This window comes from Nocardia sp. NPDC059180, assembly GCF_042754945.1.
Taxonomy (GTDB): Bacteria; Actinomycetota; Actinomycetes; order Mycobacteriales; family Mycobacteriaceae; genus Nocardia.
Genome location: NZ_JBHZBU010000003.1, coordinates 237,903 through 262,853 on the forward strand (window position 1 = coordinate 237,903; position 24,951 = coordinate 262,853).

General features: G+C 68.1%; 23 protein-coding genes. 14 read left to right on the forward strand and 9 right to left on the reverse strand.

Annotated features, from left to right (window positions below; all coding sequences use genetic code 11):
- Positions 1-44 precede the first annotated feature (44 nt).
- The 3 genes from ACFXNW_RS11520 to ACFXNW_RS11530 all read right to left on the reverse strand — a co-directional run bounded on the left by ACFXNW_RS11520 (position 45) and on the right by ACFXNW_RS11530 (position 2,579).
- Entirely contained in the window at positions 45-503 is a 459-nt protein-coding gene (locus tag ACFXNW_RS11520; RefSeq protein ID WP_379417584.1) for an AMP-binding protein, read from the reverse strand.
- 156 nt (positions 504-659) lie between these two features.
- Entirely contained in the window at positions 660-1,706 is a 1,047-nt protein-coding gene (locus tag ACFXNW_RS11525; protein ID WP_379418104.1) for an ABC transporter substrate-binding protein, read from the reverse strand.
- Positions 1,707-1,775: 69 nt separating this feature from the next.
- Complete coding sequence (locus ACFXNW_RS11530; RefSeq protein WP_379417585.1) at positions 1,776-2,579, reverse strand: VOC family protein; 804 nt, start codon at positions 2,577-2,579, stop codon at positions 1,776-1,778.
- 299 nt (positions 2,580-2,878) lie between these two features.
- On the opposite strand from ACFXNW_RS11530, the gene ctaD reads away from it, so the two are divergent.
- From ctaD to ACFXNW_RS11570, 8 genes are all read left to right on the forward strand, one after another.
- Positions 2,879-4,618: a cytochrome c oxidase subunit I gene (gene ctaD / locus ACFXNW_RS11535; protein ID WP_379417586.1), complete on the forward strand. Its 1,740-nt coding sequence runs from the start codon at positions 2,879-2,881 to the stop codon at positions 4,616-4,618.
- Between the two features lie 115 nt (positions 4,619-4,733).
- Entirely contained in the window at positions 4,734-5,951 is a 1,218-nt protein-coding gene (gene serB, locus ACFXNW_RS11540; RefSeq protein WP_379417587.1) for a phosphoserine phosphatase SerB, read from the forward strand.
- Positions 5,952-5,960: 9 nt separating this feature from the next.
- On the forward strand, positions 5,961-6,770 hold the full coding sequence (locus tag ACFXNW_RS11545) for a peptidyl-tRNA hydrolase (RefSeq protein ID WP_379417588.1): 810 nt from the start codon (positions 5,961-5,963) through the stop codon (positions 6,768-6,770).
- A gap of 66 nt (positions 6,771-6,836) precedes the next feature.
- Positions 6,837-7,670: an ABC transporter ATP-binding protein gene (locus ACFXNW_RS11550; RefSeq protein ID WP_379417589.1), complete on the forward strand. Its 834-nt coding sequence runs from the start codon at positions 6,837-6,839 to the stop codon at positions 7,668-7,670.
- A gap of 48 nt (positions 7,671-7,718) precedes the next feature.
- Positions 7,719-8,528, forward strand: coding sequence for an NUDIX hydrolase (locus ACFXNW_RS11555; RefSeq protein WP_379417590.1), 810 nt, complete (start codon positions 7,719-7,721; stop codon positions 8,526-8,528).
- Positions 8,529-8,581: 53 nt separating this feature from the next.
- Positions 8,582-9,358, forward strand: coding sequence for an enoyl-CoA hydratase-related protein (locus tag ACFXNW_RS11560; protein ID WP_379417591.1), 777 nt, complete (start codon positions 8,582-8,584; stop codon positions 9,356-9,358).
- Positions 9,359-9,497: 139 nt separating this feature from the next.
- Positions 9,498-10,475: a class I SAM-dependent methyltransferase gene (locus ACFXNW_RS11565; protein WP_379417592.1), complete on the forward strand. Its 978-nt coding sequence runs from the start codon at positions 9,498-9,500 to the stop codon at positions 10,473-10,475.
- Between the two features lie 104 nt (positions 10,476-10,579).
- Positions 10,580-11,830 carry a class I SAM-dependent methyltransferase gene (locus ACFXNW_RS11570; RefSeq protein ID WP_379418105.1) on the forward strand — a complete coding sequence of 417 codons (1,251 nt, stop codon included), beginning with the start codon at positions 10,580-10,582 and terminating at the stop codon, positions 11,828-11,830.
- A gap of 93 nt (positions 11,831-11,923) precedes the next feature.
- On the opposite strand, the gene ACFXNW_RS11575 is transcribed toward ACFXNW_RS11570, so the two are convergent.
- Positions 11,924-12,472: a DUF1697 domain-containing protein gene (locus ACFXNW_RS11575; protein ID WP_379417593.1), complete on the reverse strand. Its 549-nt coding sequence runs from the start codon at positions 12,470-12,472 to the stop codon at positions 11,924-11,926.
- 96 nt (positions 12,473-12,568) lie between these two features.
- Positions 12,569-13,309 (reverse strand): acyltransferase, encoded by a 741-nt coding sequence (locus ACFXNW_RS11580; protein WP_379418106.1) that lies wholly within the window; start codon positions 13,307-13,309, stop codon positions 12,569-12,571.
- Between the two features lie 245 nt (positions 13,310-13,554).
- On the opposite strand from ACFXNW_RS11580, the gene ACFXNW_RS11585 reads away from it, so the two are divergent.
- Positions 13,555-14,844 carry a PQQ-binding-like beta-propeller repeat protein gene (locus tag ACFXNW_RS11585; RefSeq protein ID WP_379417594.1) on the forward strand — a complete coding sequence of 430 codons (1,290 nt, stop codon included), beginning with the start codon at positions 13,555-13,557 and terminating at the stop codon, positions 14,842-14,844.
- A gap of 10 nt (positions 14,845-14,854) precedes the next feature.
- On the opposite strand, the gene ACFXNW_RS11590 is transcribed toward ACFXNW_RS11585, so the two are convergent.
- The 3 genes from ACFXNW_RS11590 to ACFXNW_RS11600 are packed head-to-tail and all read right to left on the reverse strand — an operon-like array spanning position 14,855 to position 18,413.
- Positions 14,855-16,117 (reverse strand): glycosyltransferase family 4 protein, encoded by a 1,263-nt coding sequence (locus ACFXNW_RS11590; RefSeq protein WP_379417595.1) that lies wholly within the window; start codon positions 16,115-16,117, stop codon positions 14,855-14,857.
- Complete coding sequence (locus tag ACFXNW_RS11595; protein ID WP_379417596.1) at positions 16,114-17,652, reverse strand: 1,4-alpha-glucan branching protein domain-containing protein; 1,539 nt, start codon at positions 17,650-17,652, stop codon at positions 16,114-16,116. Before ACFXNW_RS11595 ends, ACFXNW_RS11590 begins: the two co-directional genes overlap by 4 nt.
- Entirely contained in the window at positions 17,649-18,413 is a 765-nt protein-coding gene (locus ACFXNW_RS11600; protein WP_379418107.1) for a class I SAM-dependent methyltransferase, read from the reverse strand. The genes ACFXNW_RS11595 and ACFXNW_RS11600 overlap by 4 nt, the downstream gene beginning before the upstream one ends.
- Positions 18,414-18,738: 325 nt before the next feature.
- Between ACFXNW_RS11600 and ACFXNW_RS11605 the strand changes: the two genes are divergently transcribed.
- The 3 genes from ACFXNW_RS11605 to ACFXNW_RS11615 all read left to right on the forward strand — a co-directional run bounded on the left by ACFXNW_RS11605 (position 18,739) and on the right by ACFXNW_RS11615 (position 21,597).
- Positions 18,739-19,524, forward strand: coding sequence for an electron transfer flavoprotein subunit beta/FixA family protein (locus ACFXNW_RS11605; protein ID WP_379417597.1), 786 nt, complete (start codon positions 18,739-18,741; stop codon positions 19,522-19,524).
- A gap of 35 nt (positions 19,525-19,559) precedes the next feature.
- Complete coding sequence (locus ACFXNW_RS11610) at positions 19,560-20,516, forward strand: electron transfer flavoprotein subunit alpha/FixB family protein (protein ID WP_379417598.1); 957 nt, start codon at positions 19,560-19,562, stop codon at positions 20,514-20,516.
- A gap of 151 nt (positions 20,517-20,667) precedes the next feature.
- Positions 20,668-21,597 (forward strand): aminoglycoside phosphotransferase family protein, encoded by a 930-nt coding sequence (locus ACFXNW_RS11615; protein WP_379417599.1) that lies wholly within the window; start codon positions 20,668-20,670, stop codon positions 21,595-21,597.
- A 39-nt stretch (positions 21,598-21,636) separates the two neighbouring features.
- Here the strand turns inward: ACFXNW_RS11615 and ACFXNW_RS11620 are convergent, their stop codons facing one another.
- Positions 21,637-22,494 carry a LysR family transcriptional regulator gene (locus ACFXNW_RS11620; RefSeq protein WP_379417600.1) on the reverse strand — a complete coding sequence of 286 codons (858 nt, stop codon included), beginning with the start codon at positions 22,492-22,494 and terminating at the stop codon, positions 21,637-21,639.
- Positions 22,495-22,627: 133 nt separating this feature from the next.
- Between ACFXNW_RS11620 and ACFXNW_RS11625 the strand changes: the two genes are divergently transcribed.
- Together ACFXNW_RS11625 and ACFXNW_RS11630 are read left to right on the forward strand one after the other, a co-directional pair.
- A complete protein-coding gene (locus ACFXNW_RS11625; RefSeq protein WP_379417601.1) occupies positions 22,628-23,932 on the forward strand; it encodes an NAD(P)/FAD-dependent oxidoreductase in 1,305 nt (434 codons plus the stop codon).
- Positions 23,933-24,119: 187 nt separating this feature from the next.
- Positions 24,120-24,947, forward strand: a complete 828-nt coding sequence (locus ACFXNW_RS11630) for a GNAT family N-acetyltransferase (protein ID WP_379417602.1) — start codon at positions 24,120-24,122, stop codon at positions 24,945-24,947.
- The last annotated feature ends 4 nt before the right edge of the window (positions 24,948-24,951 follow it).

A 24,951-nucleotide genomic window follows, 5' to 3' on the forward strand; every position in this document is an offset into this window, starting at 1 on the left:
TTTGCGGGACCGGGCAGCGCCGGTGGCGGCGGCGAAAGCGCAGATCAGGCCGAGCGTGCGATGACCGCGAAGTCGGCCTTGGTCAGCGGGTCGTCCGACCCGGCCAGATAACGCTGCAGGGTCGACCGGTCGTCGAGGACCAGCCAGCTCATCCGGTCGTCGAGCCGGGTCCGCTCCTGCTTGGTGGTGACACCGATCCCGGTGCCGAAGACGGTGGAGTCGCCGCTGTTCATCGGCATCGGGATACCGCCGATCTTGACGATGGCGCGCTCGGCGACCACGGCCTCCACCGGCTCGTCGACGGCGATCGCGACGCGGATGCCCGGGCCTGCGCCGATCTGCAGCAGCAGCCGAGCCAGCCGATTCGACCAGCTGTCCAACTCGGCGTAGGACAGCGAGACATCCGCGGCGGACACCACGACCGCGTGCGGGTCGACCGCGGCGGGCCGGACCACCGGCAGCACGGTGATGTTGTCGGTGTGCGATGCGGCTGGAGTGTGCATGCTGTGTGTCCCCTCGGGAGCGGAATGGAAGTCGCTGTTCGGCGTGCTTCTACTCTCGCGCTCACGAGGGCGCGGCGGCAGTAACCCAAGGCGCGGGCCCGCGCACTCCGAGGGTGCCGGTTTGCCCACCCCAGGGTGCGTCGACCGGTCCGGCGGTCAGTCGTTGACGTAGGCGTTGAGGGTATTGCGCAGGTCGGTGACCACGGCGCGGGCGGCGGTGAGGCCGCGGGTATGCCAGACGGTGTCGTCGACGGCGAAGACGCGGCGGTCGATAGCGGCGCCGAGGTCCTTCCACGCATCCGAACGCAGCACGGATTCACCGTGCGCACGACCTTCGGGGCCGGCGAACATGACATAGATCAGATCGCCCTCCACCGGCAGCAGGTCGGACTCGTCGACGTCGAACGAGCCCGCCCGCTGGGCGGTCGGACGGTGGGCACCGGTGGCGGCCAGGGCTTGCGCGGCCATGGTGTCGTCACCGAGGACGCGGGTGCCGTCGGCGGTGAAGCGGACGATGGAGGCCTGAGTGAGGTTGGCGGACACCGCGTTTCCGGTATCGGCGGCCTCGGTCCGGTAGTTCGCCAGCGCCGTCTCGGCGGCCCCGGCACGCCCGAGACTCGCCGCGATGGCGGTGAATTCGTCCTGCCAGGTGCCCTCGCGACCGATCAGCACGGTCGGTGCGATACCGGACAGCGCACCGAAATCGGCGCCCGCCGCGGGAACATCGCCGATGATGAGGTCGGGGTTCAGGGCCGCGATCAGCGCCGGATCGGGCTGAGTCACCGGGCCGACGCCGGGGATCTCGGAGATACCCGTCCCCAGGTAGCCGGGCTGCGGACTCGGACCGTCCACAGTGGCCGCACCGACCACGCTCTCCCACGAACCCACCGCGCATACCGCGTCCAGCGCGGCGGTGCTGAGCACCACGATGCGCTGCGGATCGGCGGGAACCTCGGTGACACCGAAGGGATGAGTGATGGTGCGGGTGGCGCCGTCGGCCGGATCGGGCGCGGTGGGCAGGCTGCACGCCTGCGCGGTGTCGCGCTCGATCCCCACCACGCCCGCACCGGCGATATTGGTGGTGGTGCGGATGATCGAGGCCGAATCATCGGCCGGCGTCGCGCAACCCGCGACGACCAGCGTCGCGCAGCCGACGACAACGGCACCCATGATCGTGCGGATTCGGGTGCGTCCATGAACCATCGCGCTCACCGGCATGCCGGTGAGGGTACATGCGCGCACCCTCGATCCGCAGGTGAGGTCGGCAGGTGCTCAGCCCTTGTCGCCACCGAGGCTGAAGCGCGCACCGTTCGGGTCGACGATCGTGGCCATCCGGCCGTACGGGGTGTCCTCGGCGGGCGCGGTCACCGTCGCACCCAGCTCCACCGCCTTCGCGATCGTCGCGTCGACGTCATCGGCGCCGAAATACACCGACCATCCACCCGGCGAGCCCTCCGGCAGGAAACTCGAACCGTCCATGACGCCACCGAGCATCGGGCTGGTCGAATGCAGGGTGCTGTACCGGAACTCCGGCGAGTCGGAGATCGGGAACAGGTCGTTCCAGCCGAACACCGCGCTGTAGAAGGCGACCTCGCCCGCGAAATCGCGGGTGGTCAGTTCGAACCAGGACGGCGCGCCGTGGTGATCGCGCCACTGTCCGCCCTCGACCAGCCCCGCGGTCTCGAATCCGCCGAACGTGCCCGTCTGCCAGACACCGACGCCCGCGCCCGCGGGATCGCCGAGGATCGCCATCGACCCGAGGTCGCCGACCGGCATCGGCGGCACGACGATCTGCCCGCCGTGCGAGGTGGCGGCCTTCGCGGTGGCTTCGACGTCGTCGACGGCCAGGTAGATGGTCCACTGATCCGGGCTGTCCGGATCGTCGGGCATCCGGCCCATCCCGCCGCCGACGGCCTTGCCGTCCTTGCGGAAAGTGATGTATCCGCCGAAATCCTCGTTGCGCTCGGCGGTCCAGCCGAATAGTTCCCCATAGAAGGCGATGGTGCGGTCCGGGTCCGAGCTGTAGACGTCGACCCAGCAGGGATCGCCGGCCTTGTGCGCTGCGTTCTGTGCCATGAGCGGTCTCCTCCGTGCCTGTACCGCTACCGGAATCGGCAGTGGCCTCACCGGTACAGACGAGGGGGGCGAACAGAACTCATCGGTGCCCGCCGAGGCCGACACACCACGCCGGGTCAGCGGAAATGAGCGTCGGAGGGCCGCGAATACGACACAGAGTAGGACCCGCTCGGTCCGCTGCGGCAGCACGGTTTACGATTCGAAGAGCGCAAGCTAACCGTCGTCTGCCCCGGTGCCCCCGGGGCCGATGCTGACAGTGGAGCCTGCGGAGCGACCTAAAGGCACCTTCAGGAGGATCAGTGACTGCCGTAGAGCCCCAGCCAGTCCCTCAGTTGGAAGCGACTCGGCCGTATCCGGCGCGGACCGGTCCGAAGGGGTCGTTCATCTACAAGATGGTCACCACGACCGACCCGAAGGTTCTCGGCGTCATGTACCTGACGACGTCGATGGTCTTCTTCCTCATCGGTGGCCTGATGGCGCTGATGATGCGTGGCGAGCTGGCGCGCCCCGGTCTGCAGTTCCTCTCGCCCGAGCAGTTCAACCAGCTGTTCACCATGCACGGCACGATCATGCTGCTGTTCTACGCGACCGCGATCGTGTTCGGCTTCGCCAACATCATCCTGCCGCTGCAGATCGGCGCCCCCGACGTCGCCTTCCCGCGACTGAACGCCTTCAGCTACTGGCTGTACGCGTTCGGCGCGACCATGGCGACCGCGGGCTTCATCACCCCCGGTGGTGCCGCGGACTTCGGCTGGACGGCGTATGTGCCGCTGACCGACATCCTGCACTCGCCCGGTGTCGGCACCGACCTGTGGATCCTCGGCCTTGCCGTCTCGGGTCTCGGCACCATCCTCGGTGGTGTCAACATGCTGACCACCGTCGTCTGCCTGCGCGCGCCCGGTATGACCATGTTCCGGATGCCGATCTTCACCTGGAACATCGCCGTCACCAGCGTCCTGGTCCTGCTCGCCTTCCCGCTGCTGACCGCCGCCCTGTTCGGCCTGGCCTACGACCGCCACCTGGGTGGCCACATCTACGATCCGGCCACCGGCGGCATCCTGCTCTACCAGCACCTGTTCTGGTTCTTCGGCCACCCCGAGGTGTACATCATCGCGCTGCCGTTCTTCGGCATCGTCTCCGAGATCTTCCCGGTCTTCAGCCGTAAGCCGATCTTCGGTTACACCACCCTGGTCTATGCCACGCTCGGTATCGCCGCCCTGTCCATCGCGGTGTGGGCGCACCACATGTACGCCACCGGCGCCGTGCTGCTGCCGTACTTCTCGTTCATGACCTTCCTGATCGCGGTCCCGACCGGTGTGAAGTTCTTCAACTGGATCGGCACCATGTGGAAGGGGCAGCTGACCTTCGAATCACCGATGCTGTTCTCCATCGGCTTCATCGTCACCTTCCTCTTCGGTGGTCTGTCCGGCGTCATCCTGGCCAGCCCGCCGCTGGACTTCCACGTCACCGACTCCTACTTCGTGGTCGCGCACTTCCACTACGTGCTCTTCGGCACCATCGTGTTCGCCACCTACGCGGGCATCTACTTCTGGTTCCCGAAGATGACCGGACGCATGATGGACGAGCGCCTGGCCAAGTGGCACTTCTGGACCACCTTCATCGGCTTCCACACCACCTTCCTGGTGCAGCACTGGCTGGGTGCGGAGGGCATGCCGCGCCGTTACGCCGACTACCTGCCCAGCGACGGCTTCACCACGCTGAACACGGTCTCCACCATCGGTGCGTTCGTGCTCGGTGCCTCGATGCTTCCGTTCCTGTGGAACGTGTTCAAGAGCTACCGTTACGGCGAGGTCGTCACCGTGGACGATCCGTGGGGCTACGGCAACTCGCTGGAGTGGGCCACCACCTGCCCGCCGCCGCGGCACAACTTCTACGAGCTGCCGCGCATCCGGTCCGAGCGTCCGGCCTTCGAGCTGCACTACCCGCACATGGTCGAGCGGATGCGGGCCGAGGCCCACGTCGGCTGGGGTTCGGGCAAGCATGCCACCGAAGTGCATGAAGGCGCCCTGACCAAGTAACGGCGGAAGAACAGCATTCCGGATGAGTGTGCACCTGCTGGGTGACCAGCGGGTGCACACTCGTTTGGTGGGGGCGGTCCCCGCCGGATCAGGCACACAGACTGGAGCGCAGGTTTTGGCAGACACCACAGTTCTCGTCACCGTCACCGGTCCCGACCGGCCCGGTGTGACGTCGGTGCTACTCGCGGCGATGTCGCGACATCAGGTCAGCCTGCTGGATGTGGAGCAGGTCGTCATCCGGGGTCGGCTGACTCTGGGTGTGCTGGTGACCTGCCCGAACGATCCCGAGGAACTGCAGGACGAGCTCGAAGAGGCGATGAACACCGTCGGCATGCACGTCGAGGTGGACATCGACGCCGAGCCGGTCCGCGCGCCGGTCCCCACCCACGCCGTGGTGATCCTCGGCGCCCCGGTAACCGCCCGTGCCTTCAGCGCCGTCTCCCGTCAGCTCGCGGCGCTCGGCGCCAATATCGACGCCATTCGCGGTGTCGCCGACTATCCGGTGACGGGTATGGAGCTGATGGTCTCGGCCATCGACACCGGCGACGACACCGACTCCCGGCTACGCACGGCACTGGCCGACGTCGCGGTGGCCGAGGAGGTCGACGTCGCGGTGGAGCGGGCCGGGCTGGCGCGGCGCGCCAAGCGGCTCATCGTGTTCGACGTCGACTCCACCCTGATCCAGGGTGAGGTCATCGAGATGCTGGCGGCGCACGCCGGTGTCGAGGAAGAGGTCCGCAACGTCACCGAATCGGCGATGCGCGGCGAGATCGACTTCGGTGAATCGCTGCGCCAGCGGGTGGCGACACTGGCCGGACTCGACGAATCGGTGATCGAGGAGGTCGCCGAACGGATCGAACTCACTCCCGGTGCGCGCACCACCATCCGCACTCTGCGCAGGCTCGGCTTCCGCTGCGGCGTCGTTTCCGGTGGATTCCGTCAGGTCATCGAACCGCTGGCGCACGATCTCGAACTGGACTTCGTGCAGGCGAACACGCTCGAGATCGTCGACGGCAAGCTCACCGGACGGGTCGTCGGCGATATCGTCGACCGGGCCGCCAAGGCGACCGCATTGCGCAAGTTCGCCGCCGAGGCGGGAGTGCCGATGGAGCAGACCGTCGCGGTGGGTGACGGCGCCAACGACATCGACATGCTCAATGCCGCCGGTCTCGGTGTCGCGTTCAATGCCAAGCCTGCGTTGCGTGAGATCGCCGATGCGGCGCTCTCGCACCCCTACCTGGACGCCGTGCTGTTCATCCTCGGCGTCACCAGGGACGAGGTGGAGGCGGCCGACGCCAAGGACGGGCTGCTGCGTCGCGTACCGCTGGGCTGAGGCGCGGCGATGACGAACGTCCCGGAGTCCGTCACCCCGGTCGACGCGGTGGACCCGATACCCGCCGAACCGATCAGGGTGACCGACGGCGATTTCGCCGCCCGGCATGCCGAACTGGCCACCGGATACGGCGGTAACGGCGATCCCGACGACCCGGCCAAGGTGCAGGCCATGCAGATGGTGCTGTACCTGCCCAAGGCCGATCCACCCGCCCGCAGTGCGCTGCTGGCCGCAGCTGCCGCCTCCGCGGTGGCGCTGTGCCTTGATCCGCGGGTCGGTGCGGATGGGGAGTGGGAGCCGCAATATCTGACGTGGAAGCGGTCGCGTATTCGCAAGGTCGCCCGCCGGGCGCGCGGCGCGCAGTGGGCCGCGGCGAACGAGGTCGACGGCGTCACCGTCGAGCTCGACGGTGCTCAGGCGCGGGCCCTTGTGCCCGGTCCGGTCGGCGAGATCGACCAGCGGATCCGCAAACTCCAGATCGGTGGCACCGATCTCGAACACGACGACCCCGGCCCGCCGGATCCCGAACTGCCCGTGCTGTGGGTGAATTCGACGCTCGGTATGACCCTCGGCAAGGCCGCGGCGCAGGTCGGGCACGCAAGCATGCTGCTCGGAGGCGCTCTGCCGGAGCGTGCGGCGCGGGCGTGGGCCGAGCATGATTTCGCCTGCGCGGTACGCGAATCGGGCCCCGAGCACTGGGCCGAACTCAGCCGCGCAGTCGCCGCGGGAACAGCCGTCGCGGTACGTGATGCCGGATTCACCGAAGTGGCACCGGGTTCGATGACGGTCATCGCCACCCCTGGCCTACTCACACGCTGACCCGGCCGGTATCTGTCACCGCGGGTACGCGGGCCGGTCGTACGCTTGCTGGAGTTTTGAGCCAAGATGGAGCGCGTGCCGCAACCGGATCCCGATCTGCTCATCGACTTCACCGACGTCACCATCCGCCGCTCGGGGCATACCCTCGTCGGCCCGGTCACCTGGCAGGTCGAACTCGACGAACGCTGGGTCGTGCTCGGCCCCAACGGCGCGGGCAAGACCTCGCTGCTGCGGATGGCCGCCGCAGAGGTGCACCCCACCTCCGGTAGCGCGCATCTGCTCGGCGAGATACTCGGCAAGGTCGACATCAACGAACTGCGCCCACGCATCGGCTTGTCCTCGGCCGCGGTGGCCGGCCGGGTGCCGCGCGATGAGAAGGTCAGCGACCTGGTGGTGTCGGCCGGATACGCGGTGCTCGGTCGCTGGCGTGAGCGCTACGACGATATGGACACCGACCGCGCCATCGACATGCTGGAAAGCCTCGGCGCCGAACATCTCGCCGACCGCAACTACGGCACCCTGTCCGAGGGCGAGCGCAAACGCGTGCTGATCGCCCGCGCGCTGATGACCGATCCGGAACTGCTGCTGCTGGATGAACCTGCCGCCGGGTTGGATCTGGGCGGACGCGAAGAGCTCGTCGAACGACTGGGCGATCTCGCCGCCGACCCGGACGCGCCGGCCACGGTGCTGGTCACCCACCACGTCGAGGAGATCCCGCCGGGGTTCACGCACGGTCTGCTGCTCAATGAGGGCAACGTCGTCGCGCAGGGGCTGCTGTCGGATGTGCTCACCGCCGAGAACCTCAGTGAAGCGTTCAGCCAGTCCATCGCGCTGGACCGTGTCGACGGACGGTACTTCGCACGCCGTGCCCGTCGCTTCGGGAGTCACCGCTCCCGCTGACCGCCGCCATCCCTCAACCTCGCACCAAGCGCCCGCTAGGGTGCAGGAATGAGTGATGTGGTGCTGCCCAAGGACGCTTCGACGGTGATGCTGGTGCGGGACGGGGCCACCGGTCCCGAGGTGTTCCTGCAGCGCCGCGTCGGAGCCATGGCCTTCGCCGGGGGCATGACCGTGTTCCCCGGCGGCGGCGTCGACCCCTCGGACGCGACCGCCGACATCGCCTGGGCCGGTCCGGATCCGGCCTGGTGGGCCGAGAAATTCGGCACCACCGAACCGCGCGCCCAGGCGCTGGTGTGTGCGGCCGTGCGCGAAACCTTCGAAGAGTGCGGGGTTCTGCTGGCCGGTCCCGCCGCCGATCAGGTCGTCGCCGACACCACCGATTACCGCGACGCCAGGGGCAAGCTGGAACGGCGCGAGCTGTCGCTGGCCCAATTCCTGGTCCAGGAGAACCTGGTACTGCGTGCGGACCTACTGCGCCCGTGGGCGAACTGGATCACCCCGGTCGTGGAGCCGCGTCGCTACGACACCCGGTTCTTCGTCGCGGTGCTGCCCGAGGGACAACTGGCCGATGGGGCGACCTCCGAGGCCGCCGAGGTCACCTGGCGCACTCCGGCCGAGGCGCTGGACCGCTGGCGGGCCGGCGACGACGTCCTGCTGCCGCCCACCTGGGCCCAGCTCGACGCGCTCGCCGGATTTGCCACCACGGCCGAGGTCCTGGCCGCCGAACCCGATATCGACCCGATCGAACCGGTCTTCAGCGCTGCCGAGGGCAAGAATGCGCTGAGCTTCCCCGACGCGGCACGCTACTTCGACGACCTGCCCGATCAGCGCAAACTGCAGGGCTCTACGCGTGAATGAGAGATCCGGCGCGCGAATGAGAGATCCGGCGCGCACCCGGTAGCGTGCCAGCCATGGCCGAATTCGTGACCGTGGACGAGCTGGACGGTGAGAGCGAACGCCGGGTGGCGGTACTGCGTATCGCCCGTGCGCCGATGAACCTGCTGAACATCCAGGTGGTGCGGGAGCTGGCCGCCGCGGCCCGAGCGATCGGCGAGGATCCGCGGATCGCTGCGGTGGTCGTCTACGGCGACGAACGGGTCTTCTGTGCGGGCGACGATCTCGCCGAACTGGCCGCACTCTCCACCGAGCAGGCCACCGCTGTCTCCGCCGATCTACAGCACGCGCTCGGCTGCCTGGCCAGGTTGCCGCAACCGACCGTGGCCGCCATCAGCGGCTACGCGCTCGGCTCGGGCCTGGAACTCGCCCTCGGTGCCGACCGCCGCATCATCGGCGACAACGTCAAGCTCGGTCTGCCGCAGATCAAGGCGGGGCTGATCCCGCTGGCGGGTATCCGTCGGCTCACCGGGCTGGTCGGACCGGGCGCGGCCAAGGATCTGGTGTACACCGGCCGCTTCGTGGAACCGGAGGAAGCGCGGTCGCTCGGTCTGGTCGACGAGGTCGTCGCACCCGATGACGTCTACACCGCGGCACTGCGGTGGGCGCGCGGTTTCATCGACGGTCCGGCGCGCGCGCTCGCGGCGGCGAAAGCCGTCTTCGAGGCGGGTCCGCACGGCCATGATCGGGCCCGAATCGAGTGGTCGGAGCTGTTCGGCACCGAAGATCGCCTGATAGGAACACGTTCTAGTTTGGTCGATGGTCCCGGCTCCGCGGAGTTCGTCGGACGCTGAAGCGGGGAGCGCCGCCGCGATCGCACCCTCTGCTGTGATCAGGCAAGATCGAGGCGTTAGGCGTACCTCCGCATTCGCTCCGGCCATGCGCGGGCTGCGGACGGACTGCGTCCGGCGGCGCCGTCTATGCTAGGCGACCATGACGGTACGCCACGACGACCCCGCGCCGAACCCGCATGCCACCGAGGCCGAGGTCGAAGCCGCGCTCAAGGACACCAAACTCGCCCAGGTTCTCTATCACGACTGGGAAGCCGAGACCTACGACGACAAGTGGTCGATCTCGTATGACGAACGGTGTATCGAATACGCGCGCGGCCGCTTCGACGCGGCGGTCGGTCCGGTGGCGCTGCCGTACGGCCGGGCGCTGGAACTGGGCTGTGGCACCGGTTTCTTCCTGCTGAACCTGATGCAGGCCGGGGTGGCCAAGAGCGGTTCGGTGACCGATCTGTCGCCGGGCATGGTGAAGGTCGCTCTGCGTAACGCGCAGCACCTCGGCCTGGACGTGGACGGTCGCGTCGCCGACGCCGAGACCATCCCATACGAGGACAACACCTTCGACCTGGTCGTCGGGCACGCAGTGCTGCACCACATCCCCGATGTCGAACTCGCGCTGAAGGAATGCCTGCGCGTGCTCAAGCCGGGCGGCCGTCTGGTCTTCGCGGGCGAGCCGACCACCGCGGGCAACTTTTACGCCCGCTGGCTCGGCCGGATCACCTGGGGCGCCACCACCAATGTCACCAAGCTGCCCGGTCTGGCGAGCTGGCGGCGGCCGCAGGAGGAGCTCGACGAGTCCTCCCGCGCGGCGGCCCTCGAAGCCGTCGTCGACCTGCACACCTTCCAGCCCGACGAGCTCGAGGCGATGGCTCGCTCGGCCGGTGCGATCGAGGTGGCCGCGCAGACCGAGGAGTTCGCCGCTGCACTGTGGGGTTGGCCGGTGCGCACCTTCGAGGCCGCCGTGCCCCCCGAGAAGCTGTCCATGCGATACCGCCTGGCCATGTACAAGGCGTGGCTGGGTCTGAGCTGGGTCGACGAGAACGTTATGCGCCGCGTGGTGCCGCGCCAGTTCTTCTACAACGCCATGATCACCGGCGTGAAGCCGGGCGCCGCGGACCAGTAGTGGGTTACGGCTTCAGCCACGAGGACGTCGTCTTCCTGGCCGGTGCGGCGGGCGCCGCCGCATTGGCCGACGTGGACCGGCTGGAGCTGACCCCCGCGACGCACCTGCGCGATCTGGAGCGGGTGCGCCGCGCCCACGGCGACCGGTCGGCGGCCCTGATCGAGACCGTGCGGTTGCGCCGCCGCGCCGCAGCCAAGCTTCTCGATGCAGGGGAGTGGCTGTTCACCGACGACGCGCTCCAGCAGGCGACGCCGACGCTGGTTGCGCGGCACCGGGCGGCCCGGCTGGCCGGTCACGCGGTGCACGATGTGACCTGCTCGATCGGCGCGGAACTGGCCGAGCTGGCGCAGGTCTGCCCGGCAGTGATCGGTAGCGATCTGGACGAAGTTCGCCTCGCGATGGCGCGGCACAATGTTGGCGGATCGGCGCGGTCGATAGTGCAGTCGCCGTCCGGACCGACCGGCAACCTCAGCACGGCAGCTGCTCTCGATGCGGCGTCCGGCTGCGCATCGGCCGACTCGGTGAGGCCCGACGCCGCGTCCACTGAGGTTGTCGTGACGGATCGAGTCGCGGATGCCGGGCCGATCAGAGGGGACGCGGCGGGCGCCCGGAATGTGCTGCTTGTCAAGGCGGATGCGTTGTCCCCGTGTACGCGAGACACCGTGGTCATCGCTGATCCAGCGCGCCGGGCCGACGGTCGGCGAACGCACGATCCGGCGAAACTGCAGCCACCGCTGCCGGATCTCCTCGCCGCCTATCCGGGTCGTGATCTGGCCGTGAAGTGCGCTCCCGGACTGGATTTCGACGCCCTCGAGTGGCCGGGCGAAATCGAGGTGGTGTCGCTGGACGGTTCGGTCCGTGAGGCTTGCCTGTGGACACCGGGGCTCACCGATTCCGGCATCACCCGCCGGGCAACCGTGTTGTCGTCCACGGGTCGGTCCAGTGTCCTCACCGACGCCGAACCCGACGAGATCCAGGAGCAGGAGCCGGGTGACTGGATCATCGACCCAGATGGTGCCGTCGTCCGCGCGGGCCTCGTCCGTCACTACGCCGCGAAACACGGTCTGTGGCAGCTGGACCCGCGCATCGCCTATCTCACCGGCGACCGAGTGCCTGCCGGTGTCCGCGGCTTCCGGGTGCTCGACCGGCTCGCCTTCCGGGAGAAGTCGCTGCGCGCCGAACTGCGTCGCCGTGATTGTGGCGCACTGGAAATCCTGGTGCGCGGCGTCGACGTCGATCCCGACCAGTTGCGTCGCCGCATGAAACCTGCGGGCTCGCAGCCGCATACGCTCGTGATCACCCGCGTCGGCCGCGACGCGACGGTGTTCCTGTGCGAGGCCGCATACGCCCGCTGACGGTCGGCTCAGTCGACGGCCCGGCGCTCGGCGAAACCTGCCCATCGGCCGCGAGAACGCCGGGCGCCGTCGCAGGCCTCTGGTCTTCCTCGGTCAGGCGATCGCTTCCATCTTCTTCACCACTCGCTGCACCGTCAGCCAGGTGCGGGTGGTGATGTCCTTGCCGTATGTGCGTTCCAGCCACGCCATGAAATCGGGTGTGCGGGGCGTGCTGTTGTCGACGACGAACAGGAACACCCGGGCGGCAGGGTCGTAGCCGACCACGCGGGTGAGCGGATCGGGAGTGTCGGGCAGCTCGATCCGAGCGTGGTCGGTGGTCTTCCGGAAGGTCGCGGTCAGGTAGGTGCCGCGCCCATGGGTGAGCCCGTCGAACGGGTCGGAGTCCAGTAGGGCGCGCAACTCGTCGTAGTCACGCAGGATGGTGCCGCCCGGGATGCCCAGCTCCCGGTTGAGGGCCTGCTGGATCCGGTCTTCGAGTTCGGCCGGCTCGGTCTCGGCGGTGCGGAACACGATATTGCCGCTCGATACCACCGAGGCGACCGCCTCGAAGCCGAGCCCGGTGAACACCCCACGCAGTTTGTCGTTGGTCATGTTCGGGTTCATCGGGGCGATCCCGCGCAACAGCGCCGCGTACCTGGTCATGGGCCGACCGTAGCCGACCCGACCGACAGCTCGGCCGTACTCGGGCCAGTGATTCGGTCTCGGGCTCGGAACCGTGTGGGGGCGGACCCGGCCGTCTCAGGCCTGCGCGGTGGCGCCGTTCTTCTTCCGCTCGATGTCCTCGAGCGCGGCGAGGTAGGCCGCGCGCTGTTCGGCACCGGACTCCCATGCGGCCTTGCGGTTCTTGACCACCTTCGCCGGTGCTCCGACCGCGATCGAGTAGTCCGGGATCTCGCCCTTGACCACCGCGTGCGCGCCGAGCACACAGCCGCGGCCGACGCGGGTCTCGCGCAGCACGGTCACCTTGGCCGCGATCCAGGTGTCCGGACCGATGCGGACCGGGCTCTTCACGATGCCCTGATCCTTGATCGGCATCGTGATGTCGTCCATCCTGTGGTCGAAGTCGCAGATGTAGCACCAGTCCGCGACCAGGGTGGATTCGCCGATCTCGATATCGAGGTAGGTGTTGACGACGTTGTCCTTGCCGAAGACCACCTTGTCGCCGATGCGCAGCGAGCCCTCATGGCAGCGGATGGCGTTGCCGTCGCCGATATGCACCCAGCGACCGATCTCCATCCGGCCCAGCTCCGGCGTCGCGTGGATCTCCACCCGGCGGCCGAGGAACACCATGCCGCGCAACACGATATGCGGGTTGGTCAGCCGGAACTTGAACAGCCGGTAGTACCGCACCAGGTACCAGGGCGTATAGGCGCGGTTGGCCAGCACCCAGCGCAGCGAGGCAAGGGTCAGGAATCGCGCCTGCCGGGGATCACGGCGACGCGATCCCCGCCACCGTGAACGCAACGGTGCGCCCCACATGCTCGTCACGAACTGTTCTCCTGTCGTGTGTCCGGGTACTGCCCGGTCGGTCGTCGCTGACAGGTTGCCCTGTATCGCGCACACAGCCTACTGACGTGCTGCCCATGGCGGACCGATACCCGTCGGCTAACCTCACTGGCACGCGCGGGCGCGCGGGGAGACGATCACGGCAGATCGCGTGAGAGGGAGAGCAGCAGGTGCGAATCGGCGGCGTACGAGCTGTATCCGGACGGCCACGGTCGCGGGTGAATACGGTGGCGGCAGCGCTAGTGGCCGTCGGCGCAGTGGTCCTCACCGGCTGCGGCACCGACGTCGACGACATCACCGTCGGGCCCGGCCTCGGCTGGCCCGGCCCGCACCACGACGGCCGCAACAGCGGCACCAGTCCGGTCACCGGTTCGCACACGCTCGAGTTGAGCTGGTCACGACCGGTCGGCGGCCCGATCGCGACACCGGTCGGCGTCGGGGCCGAAGGCCAGATGTTCGTCACCACCCGGATCGCGTCGGGCTGCAATATCTTCTCCTTCCAGATGCCCACCGGTCGCAAGCGGTTCTGTAATCCGCTGGGGCCCAACGCCCTCTCCTCACCGACGGTGATCGACGGCCTCACCAACGTCTACGTCGGCGACGACAGCGGCGTGAGCTCGATGAACAACCTCGGCCAGCCGCGCTGGCGCACCGCGGTGGCCGGCGTGCCGGTCTCGTTGCAGTTCACCGGCGACAGCAATCTGCTGACCATCACCCAGACCGGCCAGCTCGACGTCCTGTCGCGGCAGACCGGCCGGCGCCTGGTGCCGACCATGCAGCTGCTCGGCCAGCCCGACTACCTGGAATTGCCCGCACTCAGCTGGCCTGCCTCCGGTGACGGGCTGATCGACTGCCACGACGGTGGCCCGCAATGCGCGGTGGCCAATGTCTCGCCCATCGACACCTCCTCGGGGCGTTTCTACGCGACCGTGTGGCGTCCGGGCGACGCCCGCGCCTCACTGGTGGCGCTGCGGTACGCCGACGGCGCAGTGGAGCAGCTGTGGAGTGCCGAGATGCTCGACGGTGGCAGCGCGACCAGTCCCGCCCTGTCCGCGGACGGCACCACCGTGTATGTCGGTGACAACAGCAACCGGCTCATCGCGGTCGACGCCGTCGAGGGCAGCACCAAATGGGTGCATCCCCTCGAGTGGACGCCGCGCCGCGGCATCTCCGTCTCCGGCGACGGGCTGATCATTCCGGCGGGCGACGAGGGCTACCTCCTCGCGCTGCGCGACAACGGTGATTCGGCCGAACAGGTCTGGGAGCGCAGGAATCTCATGCAGCGCGGCACCCCGGCGCAGACCGCAGGCCACACCGGCTACACCGTCGCGGCCCGCGGTGAGGGCCTCGAGCTGATCACCTTCGATACCGAAACCGGCGAAACTCTCGATTCCGACATCCTGCCCGGCGCGCACGGAACCACCACCGGTACCTCGGTCAGCGCCGACGGTGAGGTGGTAGTCGCTACCCGGATCGGCGAGATCTTCGTCTTCGCGCCGCAGGACTGAGCGGGGCGGGTCAGACCGGCTGGTTCGGATCCCGTTCCGGCAGCGGGCGAGTGGTGATGACGGGTCGGCCCATCGCGGTCCGCACGCGCCGCTTCGCCGCCGTATAGACCTGCGCGGTCTCGGCGGCGACGACATCCCAGGCGAAATCGGCCGTCAGGCGCTCGCGGGCCGAATAGGCGCGGTCCTGGGCGGCGGTCGGATCGTCGAGCACCGCACGCACAGCCTGCACGAGACCGTCCACATCTGCCGGTTCGAATGAGGCGCCGGTCACGCCGTCGATCACGGCCTCGCCGAGCCCACCTGCGGTCGAGGTGACCAGCGGGGTCCCCGCGGCTGCGGCCTCCAACGCGACGATCCCGAACGGCTCGTAGCGGCTCGGCAGCACGATGGCGTCGGCGCCGTGCAACCAGCCGAGCAGCTCGGTGTGGTCGAGCTGGCCTGCGAAGGTGACCGCACGCGCCACCCGGTGCACCCGGGCCCGCTCGCGCAACCATTCGAATTGGGTGCCGACACCAGCGATGGTGAGTGTGGTTCCCGGATGGGCGCGCCGGATACGTGGCAGCGCCGCGATCGCGTCCTGCACACCCTTTTCGTATTCGAGCCTGCCCACATACAGCAGTCGCGGCGGACCGTTGCGCGGTGGACGCGGCCGGAAGGTCCAGGCGCCGACGTCGATGCCATTGCGAATGACGGTGAGCGGGATGCGTTCGGGACCGTAGAGCCGCTCCACCTCGTCCTGCATGGACGTCGAACAGGTGATGAGCGCGTCGGATTCGTTGGCCAGCCACCATTCCACCGAATGCACCTGCCGGTTCACCCGGCCCGACACCCAGCCGCTGTGCCGCCCGGCCTCGGTGGCGTGGATGGTCGACACCAGTGGCACGTCGTAGTACTCGGCCAGCGCGATGGCCGGATGCGCGACCAGCCAATCGTGGGCGTGCACCACATCGGGGGTCCAGCCGTCACCGATACCGGGCTTGCCCAGCGCGACACCGGCGCGCACCATGGCATGGCCCATGGCCAGCGTCCAGGCCAGCATGTCCTCGCCGAAGTCGAAGAACGGCGGGTCTTCGGCGACGGCGACCACCAGCACGCCGTCGGCGATGTAGGAGTGGGTGGGATGGGTCGACGGATCGGTGCCGGTGGGGCGGCGCGCGAGCACGACCACCTCGTGGCCGGCGGCGGCGAGCTCGGTGGCCAGGTGATGGACGTGTCTGCCCAGCCCGCCGACGACGACCGGCGGGTATTCCCACGACACCATCAAGATCTTCATGTATGTCCTTCTGAGGTGGCAGCGCGCAGCCGACGCGCGTCCAGGGCCGGGAAGAATCCGTCGGCCGCCCCCCATCCTGCCGCCAACTGCCGTGCTTTGGCGAGCTGACCGGCCCCGACTGCCGCCGCGATCTCGCGCACCGCATGCGCATGCTGGTGTGCGCGTTCGCGCGCGTAACCGGCGGCCGAGTCCTTGCTGACCATGAACGCCCAGTCGCTGGACACGGTCAGGATGGCCTCGCGCAGCAGTTGGTCGGCCACCCGGTCGCGGCCGGTCGCCGGTCCGCTCGCGCGCATCTTGTCGACGGTGTCCAGTGCGAGCGCGACGATGTCGTCATTGAGTTCGACCAGGTCACGGACCTGATCGCCGGCCCAGACCCGCCAGTCCTTGCCCGAACCCCAGGACGAATCGGTCAGCTGCACCGGTTCGCCGACATAGCCGTTCGCCCTGGCATCGGCCAACGTGCCCACCGTGACGCCCGCTTCGGGCAGCGCCCGCAGCACCTGGGCCAGCCATTGCGGGCCCTCATGCCACCAGTGCCCGAACAGTTCGGTATCGAATGCGGCCACCACCAACGCGGGCCTGCCGATCCGCTCGGATTCGGTGACGAGCCGTTCCCGGACCGTCGCCACGAAATCGTCGACGTCGGTGCGCACGGCCGCCGACGCCAGTTCCGGGTCGTAGGGCGCCTTGTCCGGCCCCGCGACCGATTTGCCGGTCACTCGAGCGGGTTTGAGACCGGTGGCATGGTCGTAGTGATGGAAGTCGCGGTAGGCGCTGTGGCCCGGATAGCCGGACTTCGGCGACCACACCCGATAACTGACCTGCAGATCGCGTCCGAACGCCACCACGTCGGACTCGCGCACCGGCCGCCCGAGCGAGGAATCGCCGCGCAGCGCGGGACCGTCCACCATGAAATGCGTCACACCTGCGGCGGCGTAGCCGACCTCCATGCCAGGGGTGTAGCCACACTCCGGCGCCCAGATCCCGGCCGGGGTGTGACCCCAGCGCAGCCGGGCGTCGGCCAGTCCCTCGCTCAGCTGGAATTCCTGCAGTCGCGGGTTGAGCAGCGGCTGGAACGGATGCGCCAGCGGACCGCCGAGCAGCTCGATCGCCTCGGCGTCGATGAGCTGTCGCCACACCGGTGCGGCGCCGTGACGCCAGTGCTGTTCGAATTCGGCCAGCGCGGCCGCGGCCAGCCGGTGTTCGTGGCGGCCGAGCGCGACATTTCCCGCCATGGCGGCCTCGTCGGCGCGCAACTGCCAGTTGCCCAGCCAGTGATGCATACCGGCCAGGCAGTGCGGATCGTCGAGCTGGGCGGCGAGCACCGGCGTGATGCCGAGCGTCAGCAGATGTGAACGACCTTCGGCGGCAAGGGTTCTCAGTACCTCGACGACCGGAAGGTAGGAGGCGGCCCAGGACTGGTAGAGCCATTCTTCACCCACCGGCCAGCGACCGTGATGTGCCAGCCAGGGCAGGTGGGAATGCAGGACCAGGGTGAACTGGCCCGGCACGGGTTGTGCGTTGTCGGTCAAGGCTTCACCGCGATGGCCACCAGATCCAGGCTCGCATCGATATCGTCGGGGGTCAGGGCGAAATCGTCGATGGTCACCGCGGCGACATCGGCGGTGAGTTCGATGGGCCAGGGCTGTCCGGCCAGCGCGCGCTCGATCTGGGCGTCGATGAACGAGCCACCGTGCTTGGCGTCCAACGCTTTCAGCGTCGCGCCGTGATGCACGCCCGTCATCAGCGAGACCTCGAAACCGGCCTCGACCAGCAGTTCGGTGAGTTCGGCGGCATTGAGTTCCCTGGTGTGGAACGGGTTGAGTGGGGTGTCGCGGCCGGGGGAGAAGGTGATCCGGTTCGGGGTGCTGATCAGCAGCTCGCCGCCGGGACGCAGCACCCGCAGGCATTCGCGCAGGAACTGGGCCTGGTCCCAAAGATGTTCGATCACTTGGAAATTCACCACGACATCGACCGAGGCGTCTTCCAACGGCAGCTCGGCGAGGTTGCCCTGGATCATCTCCACGCGCGGGTAGCGCGTGCGCACGTGCTCGACCGCGCTCGCGTCGTAGTCCAGACCGATGACGCGGGTGGCGACACCGGCGATCATGTCGGCGCCGTAGCCTTCGCCGGAGCCGGCCTCGAGAACCACCTTGCCCGCGCAGCGTTCCAGCAGGCGCGCGTAGACGATCTCGTGCCTGCGGAACCAGTAGTTCTCCTCGGCGATTCCGGGCACCGTGCGCTCACCGGTCAGCGGCAGCGGGTCGAGGGCGCCCGGCGTCTCGGCGGTCATGGGTGCCGGTTCGCCTACTGCGGCAGGAATCACAACCTCGCTCATGGCTGCGCCTCGCTGGCGCTCGGCTCCGGCACGAGCGAGAGCTCGGCTGTGTACATGATTCGCTCGCTACGCTCGCTCATGCATCCCGACGTTACTGGTAAGGCTTGCCGAACTTGTTCCCGGTCTGGCGTTCAGGACCCTCTCGCGTTAAGTTACCCACCAGTAACTTAACGTAGGGTAGTGTCACGCCCTGAGCGACTCACATGGACGTACGGCCCGCCGGATCGTGCGACCGACCGCCCATACCCGTGTACCCAGAACAGGAGGTCGACGAAGACCGATGCCGAACATCGTCGTACTCATCAAGCAGGTTCCCGACACCTGGTCCGAGCGCAAGCTCTCCGATGGTGACTTCACCCTCGACCGCGAGGCCGCCGACGCGGTGCTCGACGAGATCAACGAGCGCGCCGTCGAGGAAGCGCTGCTGATCAAGGAGGCGCAGGGCGGCGAGGTCACCGTGCTGTCCGCCGGACCGGATCGCGCCACCGAGGCCATCCGCAAGGCGCTGTCCATGGGCGCCGACAAGGCCATCCACATCAACGACCCGGCGATCCACGGCTCCGACGCCGTGCAGACCGCGTGGGTGCTGGCCGGCGCGCTCGGCCAGGTGGAAGGCGTCGAGCTGGTCATCGCCGGTAACGAGGCCACCGACGGCCGCGCCGGTGCCGTGCCCGCGATCATCGCCGAGTACCTCGGCATCCCGCAGCTCACCCACCTGCGCAAGCTGACCGTCGACGGCGAGAAGATCACCGGCGAGCGCGAGACCGACGAGGGCGTGTTCAAGCTCGAGGCCACCCTCCCGGCCATCGTCTCGGTCACCGAGAAGATCAACGAGCCGCGCTTCCCGTCCTTCAAGGGCATCATGGCCGCCAAGAAGAAGGAAGTTCAGACCTTCACCCTGGCCGACCTGGGCATCGACCCCTCCACCGTCGGTGTCGCCAACTCGGGCACTGCGGTCACCGCGTCGACCCCGAAGCCCGCCCGTACCGCAGGCGAGAAGATCGCCGACGAGGGCGAGGGCGGCACCAAGATCGCCCAGTACCTCATCGGTCAGAAGATCATCTGATCCGCTCGTACGAGACTGCTTAGGAGACAGAACAAATGGCAGAAGTACTTGTGCTCGTCGAGCACGCCGACGGTGCGGTCAAGAAGGTCAGTACCGAACTGATCACCGCCGCCCGTACCCTTGGCTCGCCGTCGGCCGTGGTGCTCGGCGCCGCGGGCACCGGTGAGAAGCTGGCCGACGCGCTCGCCGCGGCCGGCGCCGAGAAGATCTACATCGCCGAGTCCGACGATGTCGACAACTTCCTGGTGACCCCGAAGGTCGACGTGCTGGCCGGTCTGGTCGAGGCCGCCGCGCCCGCCGCCGTCATCGTCTCCGCCTCCGCCGAGGGCAAGGAGGTGTCGGGCCGCCTCGCCGCGCGCATCGGCTCCGGTCTGCTCATCGACGCCATCGGCGTCAACGGCGACGGCTCCGTCGTGCACTCCATCTTCGGTGGCGCGTTCACCGTGGACGCCAAGGCCACCGGCGATGTGCCGGTGATCTCGGTGCGCCCGGGCGCCGTCGAGGCCGCCCCGCAGGCCGGTGCAGGCGAAAAGGTGACCGTCGAGGTTCCGGCGCAGGAAGAGGGCGTGGTCAAGGTGACCTCGCGTGAGCCCGTCGTCGGCGGCGACCGTCCGGAACTCACCGAGGCCGGCATCGTCGTCTCCGGTGGCCGTGGTGTCGGTTCGGCCGATAACTTCTCGGTCGTCGAGGCGCTGGCCGATTCGCTGGGTGCCGCCGTCGGCGCGTCCCGTGCCGCGGTCGACTCCGGCTACTACCCGGGCCAGTTCCAGGTCGGTCAGACCGGTAAGACGGTCTCGCCGCAGCTCTACATCGCCCTCGGCATCTCCGGCGCCATCCAGCACCGCGCCGGTATGCAGACCTCGAAGACCATCGTCGCGGTCAACAAGGACGAAGAGGCCCCGATCTTCGAGATCGCGGACTACGGCATCATCGGCGATCTGTTCAACGTCGCCCCGCAGCTGACCGAAGCGGTCAAGTCGCACAAGGGTTGAGCACTCGCGCTCTGAGCGCATCCCCCGTGGCCTCGGCTGGAAACAGCCGGGGCCACGGGCGTTTCCGGACTACACGCGGAACGCGGCGCGAGAACGCTGACGGACGGGAATTCGGTTGCCGGATCCCGCCCCGACTCCGCAGGATGGCAGCGTGACGATCTCACTGCCGCCGGACGTGGCCGCATCGATCCGCGACTTCTTCGACGACGAGGGTGAACGCTGGCTGGCGGCGCTACCGGAACTGGTGGCGAAACGCTGCCGGGACTGGGCACTCGAGCTGATCGGCGAACCGTTCGGTGGCGGCACCCATTCGTTCGTCGCGCCGGTGCAGCGGGCCGACGGTTCGGTCGCGGTGCTGAAGATTCCATTCGTCGACGAGGAGAATGCCGGCGAACCCACGGGGCTGTATCGCTACGACGGTGACGGCGCTATCCGCTTGTACGACTTCGACCCCGGCAGCGGTGCGATGCTGCTGGAATGGGCGCGGCCGGGTGCTCCGTTGCTGCGGCAGCCGACGCCGCCGTTGGAGGGTGAGCCCGAGAACGCCGGCAAGGTGCTGATCGCCGCCGAGTTGTATCGGCGTCTGCGCCGAGAACCCGGCGAACTACCTATCGGATACCCGACGCCGCCGTCGACCGCCACCTCTGTGGCCGAGTGGGCGCAATGGCCCGAGGACGCCGACATCGTCGCCGCGGTACCGGCGCCGCTGCTGGATCAAGCCCGCGGCTGGTGCATCGAACTCGCGGAACTCGACGGACCCCTGCTGATCGTCAACCGAGACACCCATCTGGGCAATATCATTGCCGCCGAACGCGAGCCGTGGCTGTTGATCGACCCTAAGCCCTACCTGGGTGAGGCGGCCTTCGACGCCGGGTTCTTGATCCTCAAACAGGTGCAGAGCGATCCGAACCCGCAGGACGCGCGCCGGATGGTCGCCTTGACCGCCGACGCGCTCGGCGTGGACCCCGAACGCGCCCGCGGCTGGGCGTTCATGCGTGCACTGGAGCAGGTCGTCTGGTCGATCGAGGACGAGCGCGCGGTTTTGGAGCGGGATCTCGCCGTCGCGCACGCGTTGTTCTGAGGAGGCTGCTACCTGTCGTTGGAGCGGGGGTCGAGGAATTCATGCGCAATGAAGTGCCGCGAGCAACGTAGTGAGGATGGGCGAGCGGCGGGCCCCGGTGCGGAGCACGGCACTGACCGGGACCCGCAACGGATGGCCCGCCAGCTCCAAAGCGGCGATGCCCTCGGTCGGGCTGTTGGCGTAGAGGATTGTCCACGTATCCGGATGAGTGATCAGCTCCATCGTCGCCGTATGGTCGGGCGGAATCGGCGGACCATACGTCGGCCCGGCGGGTTGGTCGGCGAAGGCCGCGCGGACCACATTGTGCAGCAGCACCTGCTCCGACTCCGGCGGGAGCAGTAGCGGGTAAGCGCTGAGCTCGGTCAGCGTCACATCGGTGCGCCCCGCGAGCGGATGTGAGGTGGCGGTGGCGATCATCAAGTCTTCGACCCACAACTGCTCGACCGTCAGACCGTGCTGGTCCACGCTGCCGCGGATCAATGCCAGATCACAGTCACCGTCGGCGACGGCGGCGATGCGCTGGCGGAAGGGTTTGATGACGAACTCGATCTCGGCACCGGGATGGGCGTCACGCGCACCGGCGATCGCCGAGAGTGATCTGGTCGCGAACGACATGTTCGCCGCCAGCCGGATCCGCGGTCGTGAGGTGCGTACCGCGGCCCGGATGGCCGACTCCAAGCTGAGCATTTGCTTGGCCAGCGGCAGTAGTCTCGTGCTGGCGTCGGTCGGTACGACAGACCGCGTGGACCGCTCGAACAGCTGAACACCGAGGTCGTGTTCGAGCCGCGCGATCTGATGACTGATCGCCGACTGCGAGATGAAGCAGCGCGTCGCGGCCCGGCTGAAACTCAGCTCCTCGCACACCGCCACGAAGTAGTTGAGCTGCCGAAGCTCCACGGTGGTCTCCATTCATTAGCGATGCAGATAATAGTCATATGAATTATGCGCCCTGACGGCTGAAATATCTCGCCCTCCGATAACGGTTGTTCATGATGAACAGACTGACATGATCAACAGGGGTGTTGTGAGGATGCGTAACAGGGAAGCCGTACGGGCTGCCGAACCGGAGTTTGTGGAAGCCGTAATCGTCGGATCGGGATTCGGCGGACTGGCCGCGGCCAAGCAGTTGGCCAAGTCGGGTGTGAACTATGTACTTATCTCGAGCACGCCGGAACATCTGTTCCAGCCGCTGCTCTACCAGGTTGCCACCGGCGTGCTGGCCGCCGACGAGATCGCGCCGCCGATCGCGTCGATTCTGCGCAGGCACGACGAGGCCGATGTGCGGCTGGGGCAGGTCAGCTCGATCGACCCCGATGCCGCCGAGCTCGTCTACGAGACCGCCGACGGCCCGCGACGCATCCGCTACGGATCGCTGATCGCCGCCACCGGCGCCAACCAGTCGTACTTCGGCCGCGACGATTTCGCCGAGAAGACCTTCTCGCTCAAGACCATCGACGACGCCAAGCGACTGCGCGCGCAGATCGACCGGGTGTTCGCCGAGGCCGAGCACGCCGACAAGGAAACCCGCGAACGCCTGCTCAGCTTCGTCGTCGTCGGCGCGGGCGCCACCGGTGTCGAGGTCGCGGGCCAGCTTGCCGAACTCGCCAAGCGCTACTACCACCAGCAGGTATCGGTCACCTTGGTCGAGGGTGCGGGCGAGGTGCTGCCGCCCTTCGGCGGCGGACTGTCGGAGTACGCGAAGCAGTCGCTCACTCGAGGCGGAGTCGAGGTCATGCTCGGCACCTTCGTCACCGATATCGAACCCGGCAAGGTGACGGTCAAAGACAAAGAAGGCGTGGAGCGTCGTATCGCCGCGGAGACCGTCGTCTGGTCGGCCGGTGTGCAGGCCAGCGGTTTCACCAAGGTTCTGGCCGAAGCGACCGGCGCCGAGACCGACCGCGCCGGGCGCCTGCTCATCAACCCCGACCTGACCGTCGGCGGCTATGCCGATATTTACGCCATCGGCGATATGACCTCGCTGAAGGGCTATCCCGGCCAGTCGCCGGTTGCCATGCAGGAAGGCAGGCACGCCGCCGACATCATCCGGCGCAAGAAGCTGCCCGGCACCGAGTTCGAATACTGGGACAAGGGCAGCATGGCGGTCATCCGTCGACGTAGCGCCATCGCGAAGGTCAGCGACAAGATCAAGTTCAAGGGTCTGATCGCCTGGTACATGTGGCTGGGGGTGCACCTGTTCTATCTGGTCGGTTTCCGCAACCGCTTCATGGCCGTGATGGGCTGGCTGGTCGCGTTCACCGGCAACGGACGGCCGGGCTTCGCCGAGATCGACAAGGATCGGCCCGCTGCCGAGGCGCGCGCACCCATAGCCGCCTGACCAGGCATCATCGCGCTGTCCCACGGCTGGGGCAGCGCGATCGGTTGTGTGCGGCCGACGCCGCAGACAACGCTCGTCGACGCCGCGGTGAACGCCGGGTGTGACGGTCGTCTCGTTCACCGAACAGGCATGCAAGCGACACCCGGCGGTCGCTCCGGCGCAGTCTGCGGCTGGCCTCATAACGGATATGACTATTACGTCCGTGTTGACAGCCCCGGCTCGACCGACGGACACCGGGGTGGAACGGTCTCGGTATTCACTGGTCGTCTCCTCCGATACCGAGCATCGCACGGCCGCACAGCGCCTGCGCTACGACGTCTTCGCCGCCGAACCCGGCTTCGAGATCCCCGACGACGGAACCGGTCTGGACGCCGACCGCTTCGACGAGCACTGCGATCACCTACTGGTCCGTGACGAGCTGACCGAACAGTTCGTCGGCTGTTACCGGATGCTGCCGCCGGACAAGGTCCCCGCAGCCGGCGGCTACTACACCGCCACCGAATTCGACCTCACCCGGCTCGACCCCACCGGCCACCGGATCGTGGAAATGGGCCGGGCCTGCGTGGTGCCCGACCACCGCAACGGCTCGGTGCTGACCCTCATGTGGGCAGGCATCCTGCACTACATCCAGCTCACCGGATACGACTGGGTGATGGGCTGCGTGTCGGTGCCGATGCGCGACAACCCGGACGATCCCGCCGGGGTCAATGTGCGCGGCGTGCGCGACCAACTGCTCGGTAGGCATGCCTGCGACCCCGAGCGCCGGGTGGAGCCGTATCGCCCGGTCGTGGTGGATGGCAAGTCGCTCGACGATCTCGAAGCGCCCGCCCGCCCCAAGCTTCCGCCGCTGCTGCGCGGCTACCTGCGCCTGGGCGCGGAGATCTGCGGTGAGCCCGCCCACGACCCGGATTTCGCAGTCGCCGACTTCGTCGCCCTGCTCGGCCTCGACACCATCAACACTAGGTACCTGCAGCGGTTGCAGGGCGCCGCCGCCGGATTAGAAGCCGGGCGGTGAGCGC